Consider the following 12,700-nt stretch of genomic DNA (forward strand, 5'->3'; position numbering starts at 1 on the left):
GCTCCGACTGCAAGGGGATCGGCCTCTTTACCAAGACTGAGTGAAGCGGAGTATCCGGCGAACCATGTCAGGCGCTTGGCGGACCGTGCCGCCGTGCCGTGACCGTCCCGATGGCCGCGACGAGCACTGCCCAAACCAGGAGCACGACGGGCGTCCACGCCCCGTAGCGCACCCAGAACGTGAGGCTGGGGCCCGTGTAGAACGACACGGCCAGGGTGGTCGCGACCCCGCGCGGGGCCTCGGCCGTCACGCGCCCCCACGGGTCGACGGCGGCCGTGATCCCGTCGTTGCCGGCGCGGAGCAGCCAGCGCCGCGTCTCGATGGCGCGCATGCGGCCCATGTCGAAGTGCTGGCGCGCGCCCGTGCCGACCCCGAACCACGCGTCGTTGGTCCCGAGGACCAGCACGCCGGCGCCGCGCTCGACCAGCAGGCGCTGCACCTGGGGGAACACGGACTCGTAGCACACGAAGGCGCCGAGCGGCCCGAGCGGCGTGGCGAGCGGCTCGATGGCCTCACCCTGCGCGGTGCTGGCGAGCATGGGGAGGCCGAACGCCCTGAACACGGCGGCGTAGAGCCCGCTCAACGTGTCGATGAGGGGCCACCGCTCGCCGAAGGGCACGAGGTAGTGCTTGTCGTAATGCCCGAGGGCCGCGTCCGAGCGCAACGCGATGAGCGAGTTGTAGTTGCCGCCGCCCTCGTACACGCGTCCGCCCACCACGAAGGTGGCTCCGGGCGCGGTGTCCGTGATGGTCTCGCGCAGGCCGCCGGCGTCGCCCGCCGTCAGGTCGTAGCCGATGACGGCGCCCTCGGGCCATACGACGAGGTCGAACGGACCGCTGCCGTCGCTCGCCGCGGCGAGCGAGCCTTCCTCCGTGAGGCGCAGGTGGATGCCCAGCTCCTGCGCGGACGAGGCGGCGCGCGCGAACGGGTCCACGTTGCCCTGCACGAGCAGCGCCCGGTAAGGGGCCGTCGCCTCGACGGTCAGGCTCGGCAGCCCGCGCTGGACGGCCGCGCCCCGGTCGAACGCGCCGAGGACGAGCGCGGCGGCCGCGAGCACGGCGGCCGCTACGCCGGGGACGAGCCACCTGCGCGCGAGCGCCGCCCAGGGCCAGGCTAGGACCGCGGCGGGCACGGTGACGACGAGGCTCAGCCCGTAGACGCCGCCGAACTCCGCGAGCTGCGCCACCGGCGTCTCGAGCCAGGCGTAGCCGAGCGTGCCCCAGGGGAACGCGAAGTAGCCCTGGGTGCGCGCCCATTCGACCAGCACCCACGCCACTGGGAGGAGCAGGAGGACGCGAGCAGCCCTGGCGCGTGGTGAGGAGGCGCCACCGGCGAGGCCGGCGACGCGCCAGGTGCCCCACGTGGTCAGGCCCCAGAACGTGGCGAGGATCAGGAGGAGGAACGGGTAGACGAACCAGAAGGCCGGGCCGAAGAGCACGGCGAACGAGCGCGGCAACCACAGGATGTAGAGGGCGAAGAACGGCAGGCCGAACGCCGCGCCCACCCTGAACGCCGCGCCGGCGTCCTTGGCGCGCGCGACGAGCGCGAAGACGGGCGCCGCCGCGAACGCGAACGGCCACCACCCCAAGGGCGGCAGCGCGAGCGTGAGGAGCAGGCCGCAGACTGCGGCCAGCAGCAGTGGCACGTCGGGTCAGTCGCTCGCGGACGATCCTACGAGTAAGCCCGCGACGAGGGCCACGCGCTCGAGCGACTCGCGCACGCGGACGTGCTCGTGGCGGGCGTGCGGGCCGCCCCCGACCGAGCCGAGGCCGTCCAACGTCGGAACGCCGATGGCCGAAGTGAAGTTGCCGTCCGAGCCGCCGCCGACCACGCCCCCGTCGAACTCGAGGCCGAGGGCGTTACCGACGGCCTGCGCGCGCTCGAACAGGGCCCGGTTGGCCGGGGTGAGCTCTAGCGGCGGGCGGTTGAGGCCGCCCGTCACGGTGAGGGTCACGCGCGAGTCGCGCGGCGTGTAGTCGTGGATGGCGTTCGTCACCCGCTCGGCCTCGCTCGCCTTGAGCACGCGGAAGTCGACGAACGCCTCCGCCTCCTCCGCGATCACGTTGGTGGCGAAGCCGGCGCGCGCCACGGTCACGTTGACGGTCGTACCGGCCACGTCGTCGCTCAGGTCCTCGATGAACACGAGCATGTGCGCCAGCTCACGAAGGGCGCTCGCGCCGTCCGAGGGGTTGTTGCCCGCGTGCGCCGACCGGCCGCGGAACTGGAGCCTGAAGCCCCCGACGCCCTTGCGCCCGACCTTCAGCGCGCCATCGTCACGCCCAGGTTCCAACACGAAGACGCGGTCGTGATCCCTCGCCAGACGCTCTATCAGCTCGCACGAGGCGTGGGAGCCCGTCTCCTCGTCGCTCGTGAGGAGGAGCGTGACGTCGCCGGCCAACCCGAGGCCGAGCTCAGGGACGAGCCTCAGTGCCGTGAGGGCGTTGGCGATGCCCGCCTTCATGTCGAGGGCGCCCGGCCCGGAGACCTTGTCGCCCGAGCGGACGAACGGCATGGCGCCCAGGGTGCCGATGGGCCAGACGGTGTCGTAGTGGCAGAGCAGGAGCGTCTTCTCGCCGCCCGCGCCGCGCGCGCGGCCTTCCAGGACGTCGCCGACGCCCTGGCGCTCGTGGCGCTCGACCGCCAGGCCGCTCGCGCGCATGTGGTCGGCGAGGCGCGTGGCAAGCACGTCGCAGGCGGCCTTGTCGTCGGTCGGGCTCTCGTGCGTGACGAGGTCGGCGAGCAGCTCCAGGTACTGGGCCTCGGCGGCGTAGGCGGCTTGCAGGATGGCGGACTCGCTCATGGCGCCGATGTTACCCCCCTGCTACCCCCCGTGGGCGCCTCCCTGGCCGCCGCTCTGGTTGCCGCCCTGGCCGCCGCCGCGCCGCCCGCGCCGGTTGCCGCGCTTGGGCTTCTGATCGGGGCCCGCACTGCGCCGGTCCTCGCCCCGCCGGTCTTCACCCCGGCGGTCCTCGCCCCCTGCGCCCGGACGATCGTCTGACTGGTTGCCGCCCTGGGCGTCGGCGCGTCCGCCGCCCCGAGCGGGCGGGCGCCGCCGGTTGCCGTCGCCGTTCGGACCGCGGGGCGGTACGACGGGCGGCCGCAACATGCGCTCTTGCCAGAGGCCCTCGGCGAGCTGCCTCACGGTGGGCTCGAACGTCGTGCGCGCGTAGCTGTAGCCGAGGCGCAGGTCGCTGTCGGCCTTCAACGGGTCCGAGTCGCGGCCGAGCTGGTAGCGGGAGAGGTAGACCTGGGCGAGCAGGACATCGCGCATGCGTTGCGGCTTGACGGCGTGCAGGTCCTTGAGCGCGTCCTCGAAGGCGACCATGGCGCCACGCGAGTCGCCACGCTCGCTCAACGCCTTGCCGCGCTTGAAGTGCTTGGCGGCGTTGTAGAGGAGCTCGCGCATGACGGCATCATAAGGTGCCGGCACGCTGCGGTTGCGACCCTCGCGTTCGGCCGCCGGCAGCGCCGGCGGGGTTCACGCCCATCAAGAACCCCGCGGCTGCGGTCGCGACCTTAGCGCTCTTCGCCGCCCACCGCACCCTTGCCCCTGCCGGCCGCGTACGCCGCCAGCGAGACGGCGACCGCTAGGTTGAGCGACTCGACGTGTGGCCGCGAGGCGATCCTGACACTCGTGCCGGGCGGCGGTTCGTCGGGCGCCCCCGCGCCCGGCCATTCGGGGCCGAACCACAGCGCGAACGGCGAGCCGAACTCCACGCTCGCGAGCTCCGCGTCGCCGTAGGCGCTGAACGAGTACACCCGGTGGTCCGGGTGGGCGGCAAGGTAGGCGGCGGGGCTCGCCACCACCTGACAGCGCATGGCGAAGCGCATGCCGACGGACGCGCGCAGCACGTGCGGGCTCCAGGCGTCCACCTTGGGTGAGACGAGCACGACGTCGTCGATGCCGAACGCCGCCAGGCTGCGCAGCGCGCTGCCGACGTTGCCCGCTTGGCTGGCCGCGACGAGCACGGCGTGGTCGCGCTCCGGCCGCACCGTGTCGGTCGCCTTGCGTACGACCGCCAGGCACCCGACCTGGGCGTTACGCCGGAGCCGGGTCACGCCGGCGTCGTCTTGCTCGCACGGCACGCCGGCGGTGCCGGCCGCGCTCTCAAGCTCGAGGCGCCAGCGGGGCTCGAGCCCGCCGTGGACGAGCACGGCGCGCACGTCGGCTGGTCGGTGCCTGAGCGCCTCCAGAGCGGTGAAGTGACCGAAGGCGTACGTGTACGGCAGCGCGGTCCGGTACGGCTCGAGCCCCTGACCGACCGGCGGCCGGCGAGCTGTTAGCGAGCCGTGGCTCATCGTGCGTCCGCGCCGCCTTCGCCGGCCTGCGCCTCGGCGTGGCGCGGCTCCACCGTGCCGAACGCCTCTCTGATACCCGCGGCGGCCGCTTCGACCGCCTCGGCCGGGGCGAAGTCGAGGGCGAGCACCCCGCGGTAGGAGCGCAACGCCGCCTGGCGGTCGCCGACGAGGTCGTAGACCTGGCCGATGCGTGCCAGGAGGAAGCCCGGCAGGTAGTAGGGCTCGGCGAAGTCCGAGCGCAGCGCGAGCTCGAGCACGGCGAGCGCGTCGGCGAGCTCGCCGTGCTCCAGGATGAGGTTCGCCTCGTGGTAGCGGGCCTCGGGCGCGTCCACCGCCCTCAGGGCGCCGAGGAGCGCCTCCGGGTCGTTCGTGTCGCCGAGCATCGCCACGTCGAGGAGGGAGCGCGTGCGTTCCTCGGCGCCCGGCTCCGCGGGGAGGGCGGCGTCCGGGTACTCCAGGCGCGGCGGGGAGCTCATGGCCGCCAGGGCCTTGCGCAGTTCCGGCACGTCGTCCACGCCGGCCAGGAGCGCGACGCGGCGGTAGGGCAGGGCCGCGACGCGTTCGGCCACGACGGCGGAGCGTGCGGCGAGCCACCCGGTGCCCGGACCCTCGCCGAACTCGGCGGCGCGGCGCGCCTGGTGGGCGTCGATGGCCGGCAGCAGCTCTGCGAGGATGCGCTTCAGGTCTAGCGGGGTCCGCAGCAGCTCCTCGAGCGGCGCCTGCGTGCCCCGTACGCGCCTCACGCGCTCGGCCCCCGCCTCGAACTGCTCCAGGTAGGCGACGAAGTCGCGCTCGTCGTCTGCCTCGCCGGGCTCGCCTGGCAGACCTGGGAAGCTGCCGACGGTGTGAACGGGCATGCCGTGCCGCACGGCCCACGGCACGACGGCCAGGGGGAGGGCCAGCTCGTGGGTGCCTTGCCAGCCGGGGTCGGCCAGCGCCCCGGGCGGGAGGGCGGCGACGGCCAGCGCCTCGACCTCGGCAGCCCGCACGACCTCCCTCACCCTCACGGCGTTGTAGCGCGGGAAGCGGGTGTGGAACGGGCCGACCAGGGGGACGACGACGACCTCCGAGGGTCGGTTCATGGCCACATGCTACGTTCTCGCGCGGGTCGGAGGCGGCGGGGTAAGGTGGCGGAGTGATCGCCATCGCGGCCCACGACCTCTCGGACGGCCCATGTGTACCGGACCGTATAGACAAGCGTCCTGCCGGCAAGACGCAATGGACGGCGTAGATGTACCGGACCGATAGACAACCCGCTTGGCAGCGCGACCTCGCCTGGGCGAGCGCGGTGCTCCTCGCCGTGTCCGTCGCGGTGGGTGCCGCCCTGTTCAGCCTGGCCCGTTCCAGCGGCCCGCAGACGGGCGTCGACCTGATAGAGAGCGTGGTGCGCCTCACCTTGAGGCCGGGCGACGGCGGCGCGTCCGTCGGCGTCTCCACTCTCACGGAGTACCGGGCGGGCGAGCGGCTCAGGCTCCTCCCGGGGCTCGACGTGTACGCGGACGCCACCGAGATCCCCGAGTTCACCGCAGAGGCGGCCGTCAACCGCGGCGCCGGCGTCCTCAGCGACGAGTTCGTCACTGGCGGCGCGGCCGCCGTCCTCGCCTCCGTCACAGACCCGGCGCTGAGCGCCCAGCTCGAGCTGGCGCTGAACGGTCCGATCGCCGCCCTCGTCAACGCCGACCTGAGCCGCGAGCTGCTCGGGGCGGGGCTCGACGACGGCACGCGCCTGGCCGACTGGCCCGCCCAGGCCGCCGCCAACCCCGGCGAGCGGGTCCAACCCATCGTGGGCGTGTTCGTGACCTTCCCGCCGCGTGAGCTGCAGGGCGCGACCAACCGCGAGATCGGCACGGCCGTCGTGGCGGCCCTAGCAGACGAGGTGATGCAGGGCGGCCTGCCGCAGGCGCTCGCCGTTGTCACGAACGACAACCTGAGGGCGCGCCTGACGCGAGCGGTGGACACGAACTTCAGGGCGCAGGCCCACGAGCTCTTCTCGGCGGTGCTCGCCGGCTACGCCTCGACGATGACCACGCGCCTGGCGGAGGCGAGCAGCGTGCTTGCCGGCGCCGCCGACGTGGAGGGCGGCAGCCTCAGCGGGCTGCTGCCGGCTTCCGCCCTCGCGGGCCTCACGGCCCAGCAGGCCGACGCGCGCATCATCGAGGCGTTGGCGGAGCGGGCGTACGCGGCCGGCGGCGTGGCGGCGGCCCAGCAGCTCACGGGTGCCGGCCAGGCCCAGCGCGTGCGGCGGGTCGCGCCGCTCATAGACGCCTTCGGCTCGGCCGCGCATCGCCGCTACCTGGTGTACACCTACCTCGCCGGCGCCGTGACGCTGCTCCTGATCGTCGCCCTGGTCGCGTTCTCACGCGGCTTCCAGCGCCTCGTGAACCCCGGCATCGCCATCATGATCGGCGCGGCGCCGCTGGCCTACGCCCTCGATAGGGTGCGCGCCTGGATGACACCGGACGCCACGCTGCCCCCTGGCGCCGGCGCGGAAGGTGTGCCGGCCACGCTCACGGGCCTGGCGGCCTACGCGCTGGCCGCGCTGCCGCCCGGGGCGGTGTCCGGCCCGCTGCGTTACCACGTCGTACTCCTGCTGGTCGGCGCCGCGCTAGTGGTGCTGGCGCTCCTGCTGTGGCTCCTGCGCGGCCTGCGCCCGCGGCGGCGGGGGTACCGCTAGCGGGAACGCCCGGCCCGGCTTCGGCGGTTGAGGCTACGGTCGAACGGCGGTTTCGGACGGTCGGACGCCGATCGGTCTGGCGCTGTCGGTCTGGCGCTGGTCAATCGAACACCGTGGGCAAGGCCGCGTCCCGGAAGGCGGCCAGCGGCCCGTCCTCCCGCCCGAGCCCCGCCAGGCTGGCGTACGGCAGCGTCACCTCGAACGCGCCTTGGGCGTACGGCCCGACGGCGTACGGCCCGAACATGAACGACAGGCCCGTAGGCCCGAGCGTGAAGGTCTCGAGGTCGGCGATGGTGAGGGTCACGGCCAACGTACTGTCCGTGTCTTCCTCCAGCCACGCCGCCCCCTGGGCCTGCAGGTCCGCGGTGACGAGCGCGAGGACGGGCGTCTCCCAGTCGACTGTTTCGTCGAACAGGTCGTCCAGGTACAGGTAGCCGCTCGTGCCGGTGTCGAAGAGGGTCGAGTCGTACCCGGTGTTCGGGTGCGCCCCGCCCGTGTAGTTGGTCGTGCTCCGCAGGATGCTCACGTAGGCGCCGGCCACGCCCATGACGTCGCGGTACGTGTCCTCCGTCCAGCCCCAGCCGAGCTCGAGGGAGTCTGCGGTGGCCCGGCCGTCGGCAACGAAGGCGCGGAGCTGGCTGTAGCCGTCCGACTCCTGCTCCTGCTCGAGGTCCTTCAGCGCGGCGCTGGAGAAGCGCGGCCACACGGCGCTCGCCTCGATGCGCCCCTCGGAGAGCGAGAGGTAGGCGTACTGCGCGGCGCGGGCGAGGTCGCCTTCCAGCGTCGCGGCGTCCTCCGTAGCCGCCGTGAAGGTGAGCGCGGTGCTCAGCACGGCGCCGTCGTCCGTCCACTCGTCGTGCCTGACGGCCTGCAGGTGGGCGATCACCTGGCCGGTGGCGGGCTGCTCGTCGGGGAGCATGCCGTAGAGGACGGCGAAGCTCGGGGAGTCGCGGAGGTCGGTGGCCCGCAGGTCGATCGCGATCGTGCCGTCCTCCGCCTCCGTGCCGGACCCGGAGAGGGAGAGCCCCCTGGCCTGCAGGAGCACTCTGGCCGAGGCGCTGTCGTCGCCGAAGCGGGTCAGGTCCACGAGCACGTACTCGCCGCCGAGCTGACCGGCGTACACGGCGCGCCACGGCTCCGGGGCGGCCATGGCCACGGCGAGCAGGAGGGCGAGGCCGATGGCGACCAGGGGCCGCGCGAAGAGGTTGCGTGAGGGGGTGACCATGCGATCAGTGTAATGCGCGTCCGCGCCGGGCCGGGTTCGCGCGTGACGGGCGGTCTATCGTGATGCATGACACGAGACGGGGTGGGGGAGGGCGGGTCCGTCGAGCGCGTCGGCGGACCCGCCGAGCAAGCCATCAATGGGGCGGAGGGCTCCGCCGAACCGCGTTCCGCGCGTGGGGCCGCGCTCGTGGTCGTCCACGGCATCGGGGCTCAGCCGCCGCTGCGCACGCTCGGCCTCTTCGCGCAAGGGCTGGCGCGAGCGACCGGCCCGGACGGTGCGCGGTTCGGACCGCCGGAACTGCGGGCCGCCATCGTGGGCGGCCGCCTGCGGCCCTGCGTGCGCTTCGAGGAGCGGCGGCACGGCGGCGCGCCGCGCACCGTGGACGTGTTCGAGTACCACTGGGCGGAGCACTCCGTCGAGGGCATGAGCGTCTTCGGCAGCTTCGCCTGGCTGCTCGGCGTGAACCTGGCCGGTCTCGACCTGCGCAGGCAGGTCCCCTTCATCGCTCACGCGACCGAGCCCGGGCACCTCGGCGGGCGCCTCGCGCGCCAGCTCCTGCACGTCGTCGGCCTCGCCGGGTTGGCCGTCGGCTTGCTGGTCGTGGCGCTCCTAGCGCTGTCCGGCGCGGGCGGTCTGCTCGCGGCGCTCGAGGCGGCCTGGAACGCCCTGCCTGCCCTCGGCGCCCTGCAGGCCGTCCAGCTCTTCGCCTTCCTCAGCCTCGGTGCCACGCTCTGCGTGCTGGGCCGCGACGGCTGGCTGGCTTGGCGGGAGGGCGCGCGGGTGGCGCGCCTGCACGCGGGCGGAAGCGCCCCCGCGTGGCGCGGTATGTACGCGGCGGCGGCGCGGGCCTGGCGCGGCCCGGCCCTGGTGGGCGCCGTGATCGTTCTGGCGGCCCTCGCGCTCGTTGCCGCGTGGGCGCGCGGGCCGCTGCTGGCGTTCGCGGACGCCCTGGAGGTGCTCGTCCGCCAGCCGAGCGTCCTCCTGAGCGGCTTTGGCCTGGCGGTCGCGCTCGCGGCGCGGTGGGTGCTGCGGCGCTACGTGAACGACATCGCCCTCTACGTCACGAGCGACCGCGTCTCCAAACGCGCCCGCACCCGGCGCGCCATCCTCGACGAGGGCGAGGCCTTCCTGCGTGACCTGCTCGCCGGCGAGCATGCCGAGGTCTACCTGGCCGGCCACTCCCTCGGCAGCGTCATCGCCGTCGACCTCATCGACCGCCTCGCGCGGCGCCCCGACGCGCTCGCCGACCCGACCCTCGGCCGCCTGCGCGGCCTGCTCACGTTCGGTTCGCCGCTCGACAAGGTGGCGTACTTCTTCAGGCAGCGCCCCGGGGAGGGCGAGGCCGTGCGCGCCCAGCTCCTCTCGTTCCTCCACGGCGTGAGGCGCAGGGGCAACCTGCGCGATTACGGCCCGTACCAGGCGCGGCCGTACGAGCTGCCGTTCGGCGCGTTGAGCTGGTGGCAGGTTCACGCTCCTGGCGACCTGCTCAGCGACCGGCTCATCCACTACCGGGTAGACAGGCGCGTCATCCTCCGGCGCTCCAACCCGTTCACCGCCCACGGCGCCTACTGGTCCGACGCCACGTTCTTCAGGGTGGCGCTCGACTGGATGGGGTTCGGTTGAGAGAGTCCGGCCGAAGCCAGGTGGACGCCGGCTAGTACCGCCGCGGTCCGACTCCGGTGCTAGGCTGACCCGCATGGAAGCCACCCACAAGCGCATCACCGTCGTCGGCGCCGGCATGGCAGGCAGCGAGGCCGCGCTGGCCGCCGCCCGCCTCGGGGTGGCGGTCGACCTGATCGAGATGCGTCCGACGAAGCTCACCCCGGCGCACAAGACGGGTGCTTTCGCCGAGCTCGTCTGCTCCAACTCCTTCGGCGGCGAGGGCGAGAGCAACGCCAAGGGCCTGCTGCAGGCCGAGATGCTCAGGGCCGGCGGCGTCGTGATGGGCAGCGCCCACGCGAACCGCGTCCCGGCCGGCGCGGCGCTGGCCGTTGACCGCGAGCCGTTCTCCCGGTCCGTGACCGCCGCCGTGCGTGCGCACCCGCTCATCACGGTTCACGAGCGCGAGCTGACGAAGGTGCCCGACGGCATCGTCGTCCTCGCCACGGGGCCGCTGACCGCCGACGCCTTGGCGGCCGACATCAAGGGCCTCCTCGGCGACGAGTTCCTCGGCTTCTACGACGCCGCCGCGCCCGTGATCGCCTACGACTCGATCGACATGACCATCGCCTACCGCAAGGGCCGGTACGGCCAGGCGGCCGACTACATCAACCTGCCCTTCACGCCAGAGGAGTACGGCGCGTTCTACGCCGCGCTCGAGGCCGCGCGCTCGCACACGCCGCACGATTGGGAGAAGCTGGAGTTCTTCGAGGGGTGCATGCCCGTCGAGGAGATCGGACGGCGCGGCCGCGACACCCTCCGTTTCGGCCCCATGAAGCCCGTCGGGCTCGAGCATCCGGAGACGGGCAAGCGGCCGTACGCCGCCGTGCAGCTCCGGCAGGAGGACGCCGAGGGGCGCATGTGGTCGCTCGTCGGCTTCCAGACGGGCCTCAAGTGGGGTGACCAGAAGGCGGTCGTGCAGCTCATCCCCGGTCTGCAGGACGCCGAGATCGTGCGCTACGGCGTCATGCACCGCAACACGTACCTCAACGCCCCGCGGCTCCTCGCGCCCACGCTCGGCATGCGCGACCACCCACGGCTGTTCGTGGCCGGCGTGCTGGCCGGCACCGAGGGGTACCTGGAGTCCTCCGCCACCGGCTGGTTGGCCGGCAGCAACGCCGCGCGCCAGGCGCTCGGCCTGCCCGGCGTCGTCCCGCCGGTCGAGAGCATGCTCGGCGGCCTCGTGCGCTACCTCGCCACGGCGAACCCGCAAGGCTTCCAGCCGATGAACGCGAACTGGGGCCTCGTGCCCGACGTCGAGAAGGTCAAGGGCCAAGGCAAGCGCGAGCGGCGCGAGGCCATGTACCGGCGCGGGCTGGCGGCGTTCGAGGCTTGGTTGCCGGAGGTGGGCGGTTCCGCCGAACCGGCCGGCGCGGGCCAGGTGCTGGTACCGGCCTAGATCGCTCCGGCGCCGCGTGAGGATCCAGAGGTACTACGAACAGCCGGACCGGCTGCTGACGGCCACGCTGGAGGCGCTCGCGCTCGCCGGCGCGGCGACCGACGGCTTCAAGTCGCCCATAGACGTCGACGCGGCCATGAACGTGGCGAAGGAGATGCCCGTCCTGTACGTGGCCGAGGAGGACGGCACCCCCACCGGCTTCCTGTACGTCTTCGCCCCGCGGCGCGACGAGATCGAGGTGAACGCCCTGGTGGCTCCCGGTTGGCGCCGCAAGGGCGTGTTCACTGCGCTACTGCGCGAGGCGGTGGCCAACGCCGCCCTGGCCGGGTACCGCAAGGGGCTGCTCGTGTGCGACGCGCGCTCCGCGACCGGCAAGGCCGTGCTGGAGCGCTGGGGCGTGCCGTTCGAGCACGCCGAGCAGCAGATGGTGCTCGCTGTCACGGCCCGACCAGGTCCGGTGAGGGAAGGCCTGACGCTGACGGAAGCGCACCTGGATGAGCTGCCGGAGCTTGCGGTCCTGAGCTCGGCCGCCTTCGGGCTCGACGTGGTTGCCACGACCTCACTTCTCGAGAACAGCATCCGCTCGGAGGAGCGCACGCAGTGGGTCTTGAGCGACGCCGGCAGGCAGGTCGGCGTATGCGCCAAGGTCGAGAAGGGCGGCGCCTATGAGCTATACGGACTGGGCGTTCACCCTGATGAGAGGCGCCGGGGGTACGCGCGGGCGCTACTCGACCTCGCGGTGGAGCGGGCCTGGGGCTCGGGGGTTAGGAGCGTGCTCCTGGACGTAGATAGCGCGAACATTGCGGCGTTGGCTCTGTACCACGGCTACGGTTTCGAGCGGGCTCAGAGCACGCTATATCACGTGTTCGAGTTCGCTCGGTTCCGGGGCGGTCGCTGACTCGGCGTCCTTGTCCTCGTTCAGCGTACGTTCGACGGCGCGGATCACCAGTGAGTTGATGCTGATCGCGTTGTTTTCGGCGCGCTGGGCCAATCTGCGATGCAGGCCAGGATCCATACGGATGACGACCTTGCCCGAGTACGGCTTCTCCGGCGCTTCTCCAAGTTCGCGGCACCATTCCAGGTACTCGTCGACCGAGTCGTGGAAGGCTTGTTCGGCGTCGCGGACAGTGTTTCCCTCGAAGTGGATCACGTCCCTGAGTCCGATGACCGTTCCGCTTAACACCCCTGCGGCGATGTCTATGTCCAGCGCGGCCGTATAGCCCTTGTACGGCGTTAGCTTAGCCATTCCAGTCCTCCAGGAAAGACCTGAGGCGAGCGATAAGTATCTTGCTGCACTCGTCGTCCGGGTGGGGCCGGTGCACGACGAGTTTTCTGCCGCTTGGGGCTAACATACGGAACCTCGATTCTTTCGCGCCGGTTACTGAGCACCCGATGGCTTCCAGAAGGCTTACCGCCTCGGCCCACCGTATGGTTGCCGCCGTTG

The 12,700-nt window shown here is 72.7% G+C and carries 11 protein-coding genes; 4 read left to right on the forward strand and 7 right to left on the reverse strand.

Features of this window, described 5'->3' with window-relative positions; genetic code table 11:
- Window positions 1-67: 67 nt before the first annotated feature.
- From lnt to M9914_06675, 5 genes are all read right to left on the reverse strand, one after another.
- On the reverse strand, window positions 68-1,645 hold the full coding sequence (lnt, locus tag M9914_06655; GenBank protein MCO5173859.1) for an apolipoprotein N-acyltransferase: 1,578 nt from the start codon (window positions 1,643-1,645) through the stop codon (window positions 68-70).
- A 6-nt stretch (window positions 1,646-1,651) separates the two neighbouring features.
- Window positions 1,652-2,800 carry a M20 family metallopeptidase gene (locus M9914_06660; protein ID MCO5173860.1) on the reverse strand — a complete coding sequence of 383 codons (1,149 nt, stop codon included), beginning with the start codon at window positions 2,798-2,800 and terminating at the stop codon, window positions 1,652-1,654.
- Between the two features lie 21 nt (window positions 2,801-2,821).
- The gene (locus tag M9914_06665) at window positions 2,822-3,406 is read right to left on the reverse strand and encodes a hypothetical protein (protein ID MCO5173861.1); all 585 of its coding nucleotides are present in this window, start codon (window positions 3,404-3,406) and stop codon (window positions 2,822-2,824) included.
- Between the two features lie 110 nt (window positions 3,407-3,516).
- Complete coding sequence (locus M9914_06670) at window positions 3,517-4,299, reverse strand: TrmH family RNA methyltransferase (GenBank protein MCO5173862.1); 783 nt, start codon at window positions 4,297-4,299, stop codon at window positions 3,517-3,519.
- A complete protein-coding gene (locus tag M9914_06675; GenBank protein ID MCO5173863.1) occupies window positions 4,296-5,381 on the reverse strand; it encodes a hypothetical protein in 1,086 nt (361 codons plus the stop codon). The genes M9914_06670 and M9914_06675 overlap by 4 nt, the downstream gene beginning before the upstream one ends.
- 149 nt (window positions 5,382-5,530) lie before the next feature.
- On the opposite strand from M9914_06675, the gene M9914_06680 reads away from it, so the two are divergent.
- The gene (locus tag M9914_06680; GenBank protein MCO5173864.1) at window positions 5,531-6,973 is read left to right on the forward strand and encodes a hypothetical protein; all 1,443 of its coding nucleotides are present in this window, start codon (window positions 5,531-5,533) and stop codon (window positions 6,971-6,973) included.
- Window positions 6,974-7,073: 100 nt separating this feature from the next.
- Here the strand turns inward: M9914_06680 and M9914_06685 are convergent, their stop codons facing one another.
- Window positions 7,074-8,198: an RsiV family protein gene (locus M9914_06685; GenBank protein MCO5173865.1), complete on the reverse strand. Its 1,125-nt coding sequence runs from the start codon at window positions 8,196-8,198 to the stop codon at window positions 7,074-7,076.
- Window positions 8,199-8,264: 66 nt separating this feature from the next.
- Between M9914_06685 and M9914_06690 the strand changes: the two genes are divergently transcribed.
- The 3 genes from M9914_06690 to M9914_06700 all read left to right on the forward strand — a co-directional run bounded on the left by M9914_06690 (window position 8,265) and on the right by M9914_06700 (window position 12,154).
- The gene (locus tag M9914_06690; protein ID MCO5173866.1) at window positions 8,265-9,821 is read left to right on the forward strand and encodes a hypothetical protein; all 1,557 of its coding nucleotides are present in this window, start codon (window positions 8,265-8,267) and stop codon (window positions 9,819-9,821) included.
- Between the two features lie 73 nt (window positions 9,822-9,894).
- Window positions 9,895-11,256: a methylenetetrahydrofolate--tRNA-(uracil(54)-C(5))-methyltransferase (FADH(2)-oxidizing) TrmFO gene (gene trmFO, locus M9914_06695; protein ID MCO5173867.1), complete on the forward strand. Its 1,362-nt coding sequence runs from the start codon at window positions 9,895-9,897 to the stop codon at window positions 11,254-11,256.
- A gap of 16 nt (window positions 11,257-11,272) precedes the next feature.
- Window positions 11,273-12,154, forward strand: a complete 882-nt coding sequence (locus M9914_06700) for a GNAT family N-acetyltransferase (protein MCO5173868.1) — start codon at window positions 11,273-11,275, stop codon at window positions 12,152-12,154.
- Here the strand turns inward: M9914_06700 and M9914_06705 are convergent.
- Window positions 12,110-12,502, reverse strand: a complete 393-nt coding sequence (locus M9914_06705) for a type II toxin-antitoxin system HicB family antitoxin (GenBank protein ID MCO5173869.1) — start codon at window positions 12,500-12,502, stop codon at window positions 12,110-12,112. The two genes, M9914_06700 and M9914_06705, sit on opposite strands and share 45 nt — an antisense overlap.
- Window positions 12,503-12,700 lie beyond the last annotated feature (198 nt).

The organism is Trueperaceae bacterium, from assembly GCA_023954415.1.
In the GTDB taxonomy this organism is placed as follows: Bacteria; Deinococcota; Deinococci; order Deinococcales; family Trueperaceae; genus JAAYYF01.

Bases quoted from the DNA above. Each gene is read 5' to 3' on its own strand.
- M9914_06675 (MCO5173863.1), bottom strand. From the start codon at position 5,381: ATGAACCGACCCTCGGAGGTCGTCGTCGTCCCCCTGGTCGGCCCGTTC.
- M9914_06680 (MCO5173864.1), top strand. From the start codon at position 5,531: ATGTACCGGACCGATAGACAACCCGCTTGGCAGCGCGACCTCGCCTGG.
- trmFO (MCO5173867.1), top strand. From the start codon at position 9,895: ATGGAAGCCACCCACAAGCGCATCACCGTCGTCGGCGCCGGCATGGCA.
- M9914_06705 (MCO5173869.1), bottom strand. From the start codon at position 12,502: ATGGCTAAGCTAACGCCGTACAAGGGCTATACGGCCGCGCTGGACATA.
- M9914_06685 (MCO5173865.1), bottom strand. From the start codon at position 8,198: ATGGTCACCCCCTCACGCAACCTCTTCGCGCGGCCCCTGGTCGCCATC.
- M9914_06690 (MCO5173866.1), top strand. From the start codon at position 8,265: ATGACACGAGACGGGGTGGGGGAGGGCGGGTCCGTCGAGCGCGTCGGC.
- M9914_06670 (MCO5173862.1), bottom strand. From the start codon at position 4,299: ATGAGCCACGGCTCGCTAACAGCTCGCCGGCCGCCGGTCGGTCAGGGG.
- M9914_06660 (MCO5173860.1), bottom strand. From the start codon at position 2,800: ATGAGCGAGTCCGCCATCCTGCAAGCCGCCTACGCCGCCGAGGCCCAG.
- M9914_06665 (MCO5173861.1), bottom strand. From the start codon at position 3,406: ATGCGCGAGCTCCTCTACAACGCCGCCAAGCACTTCAAGCGCGGCAAG.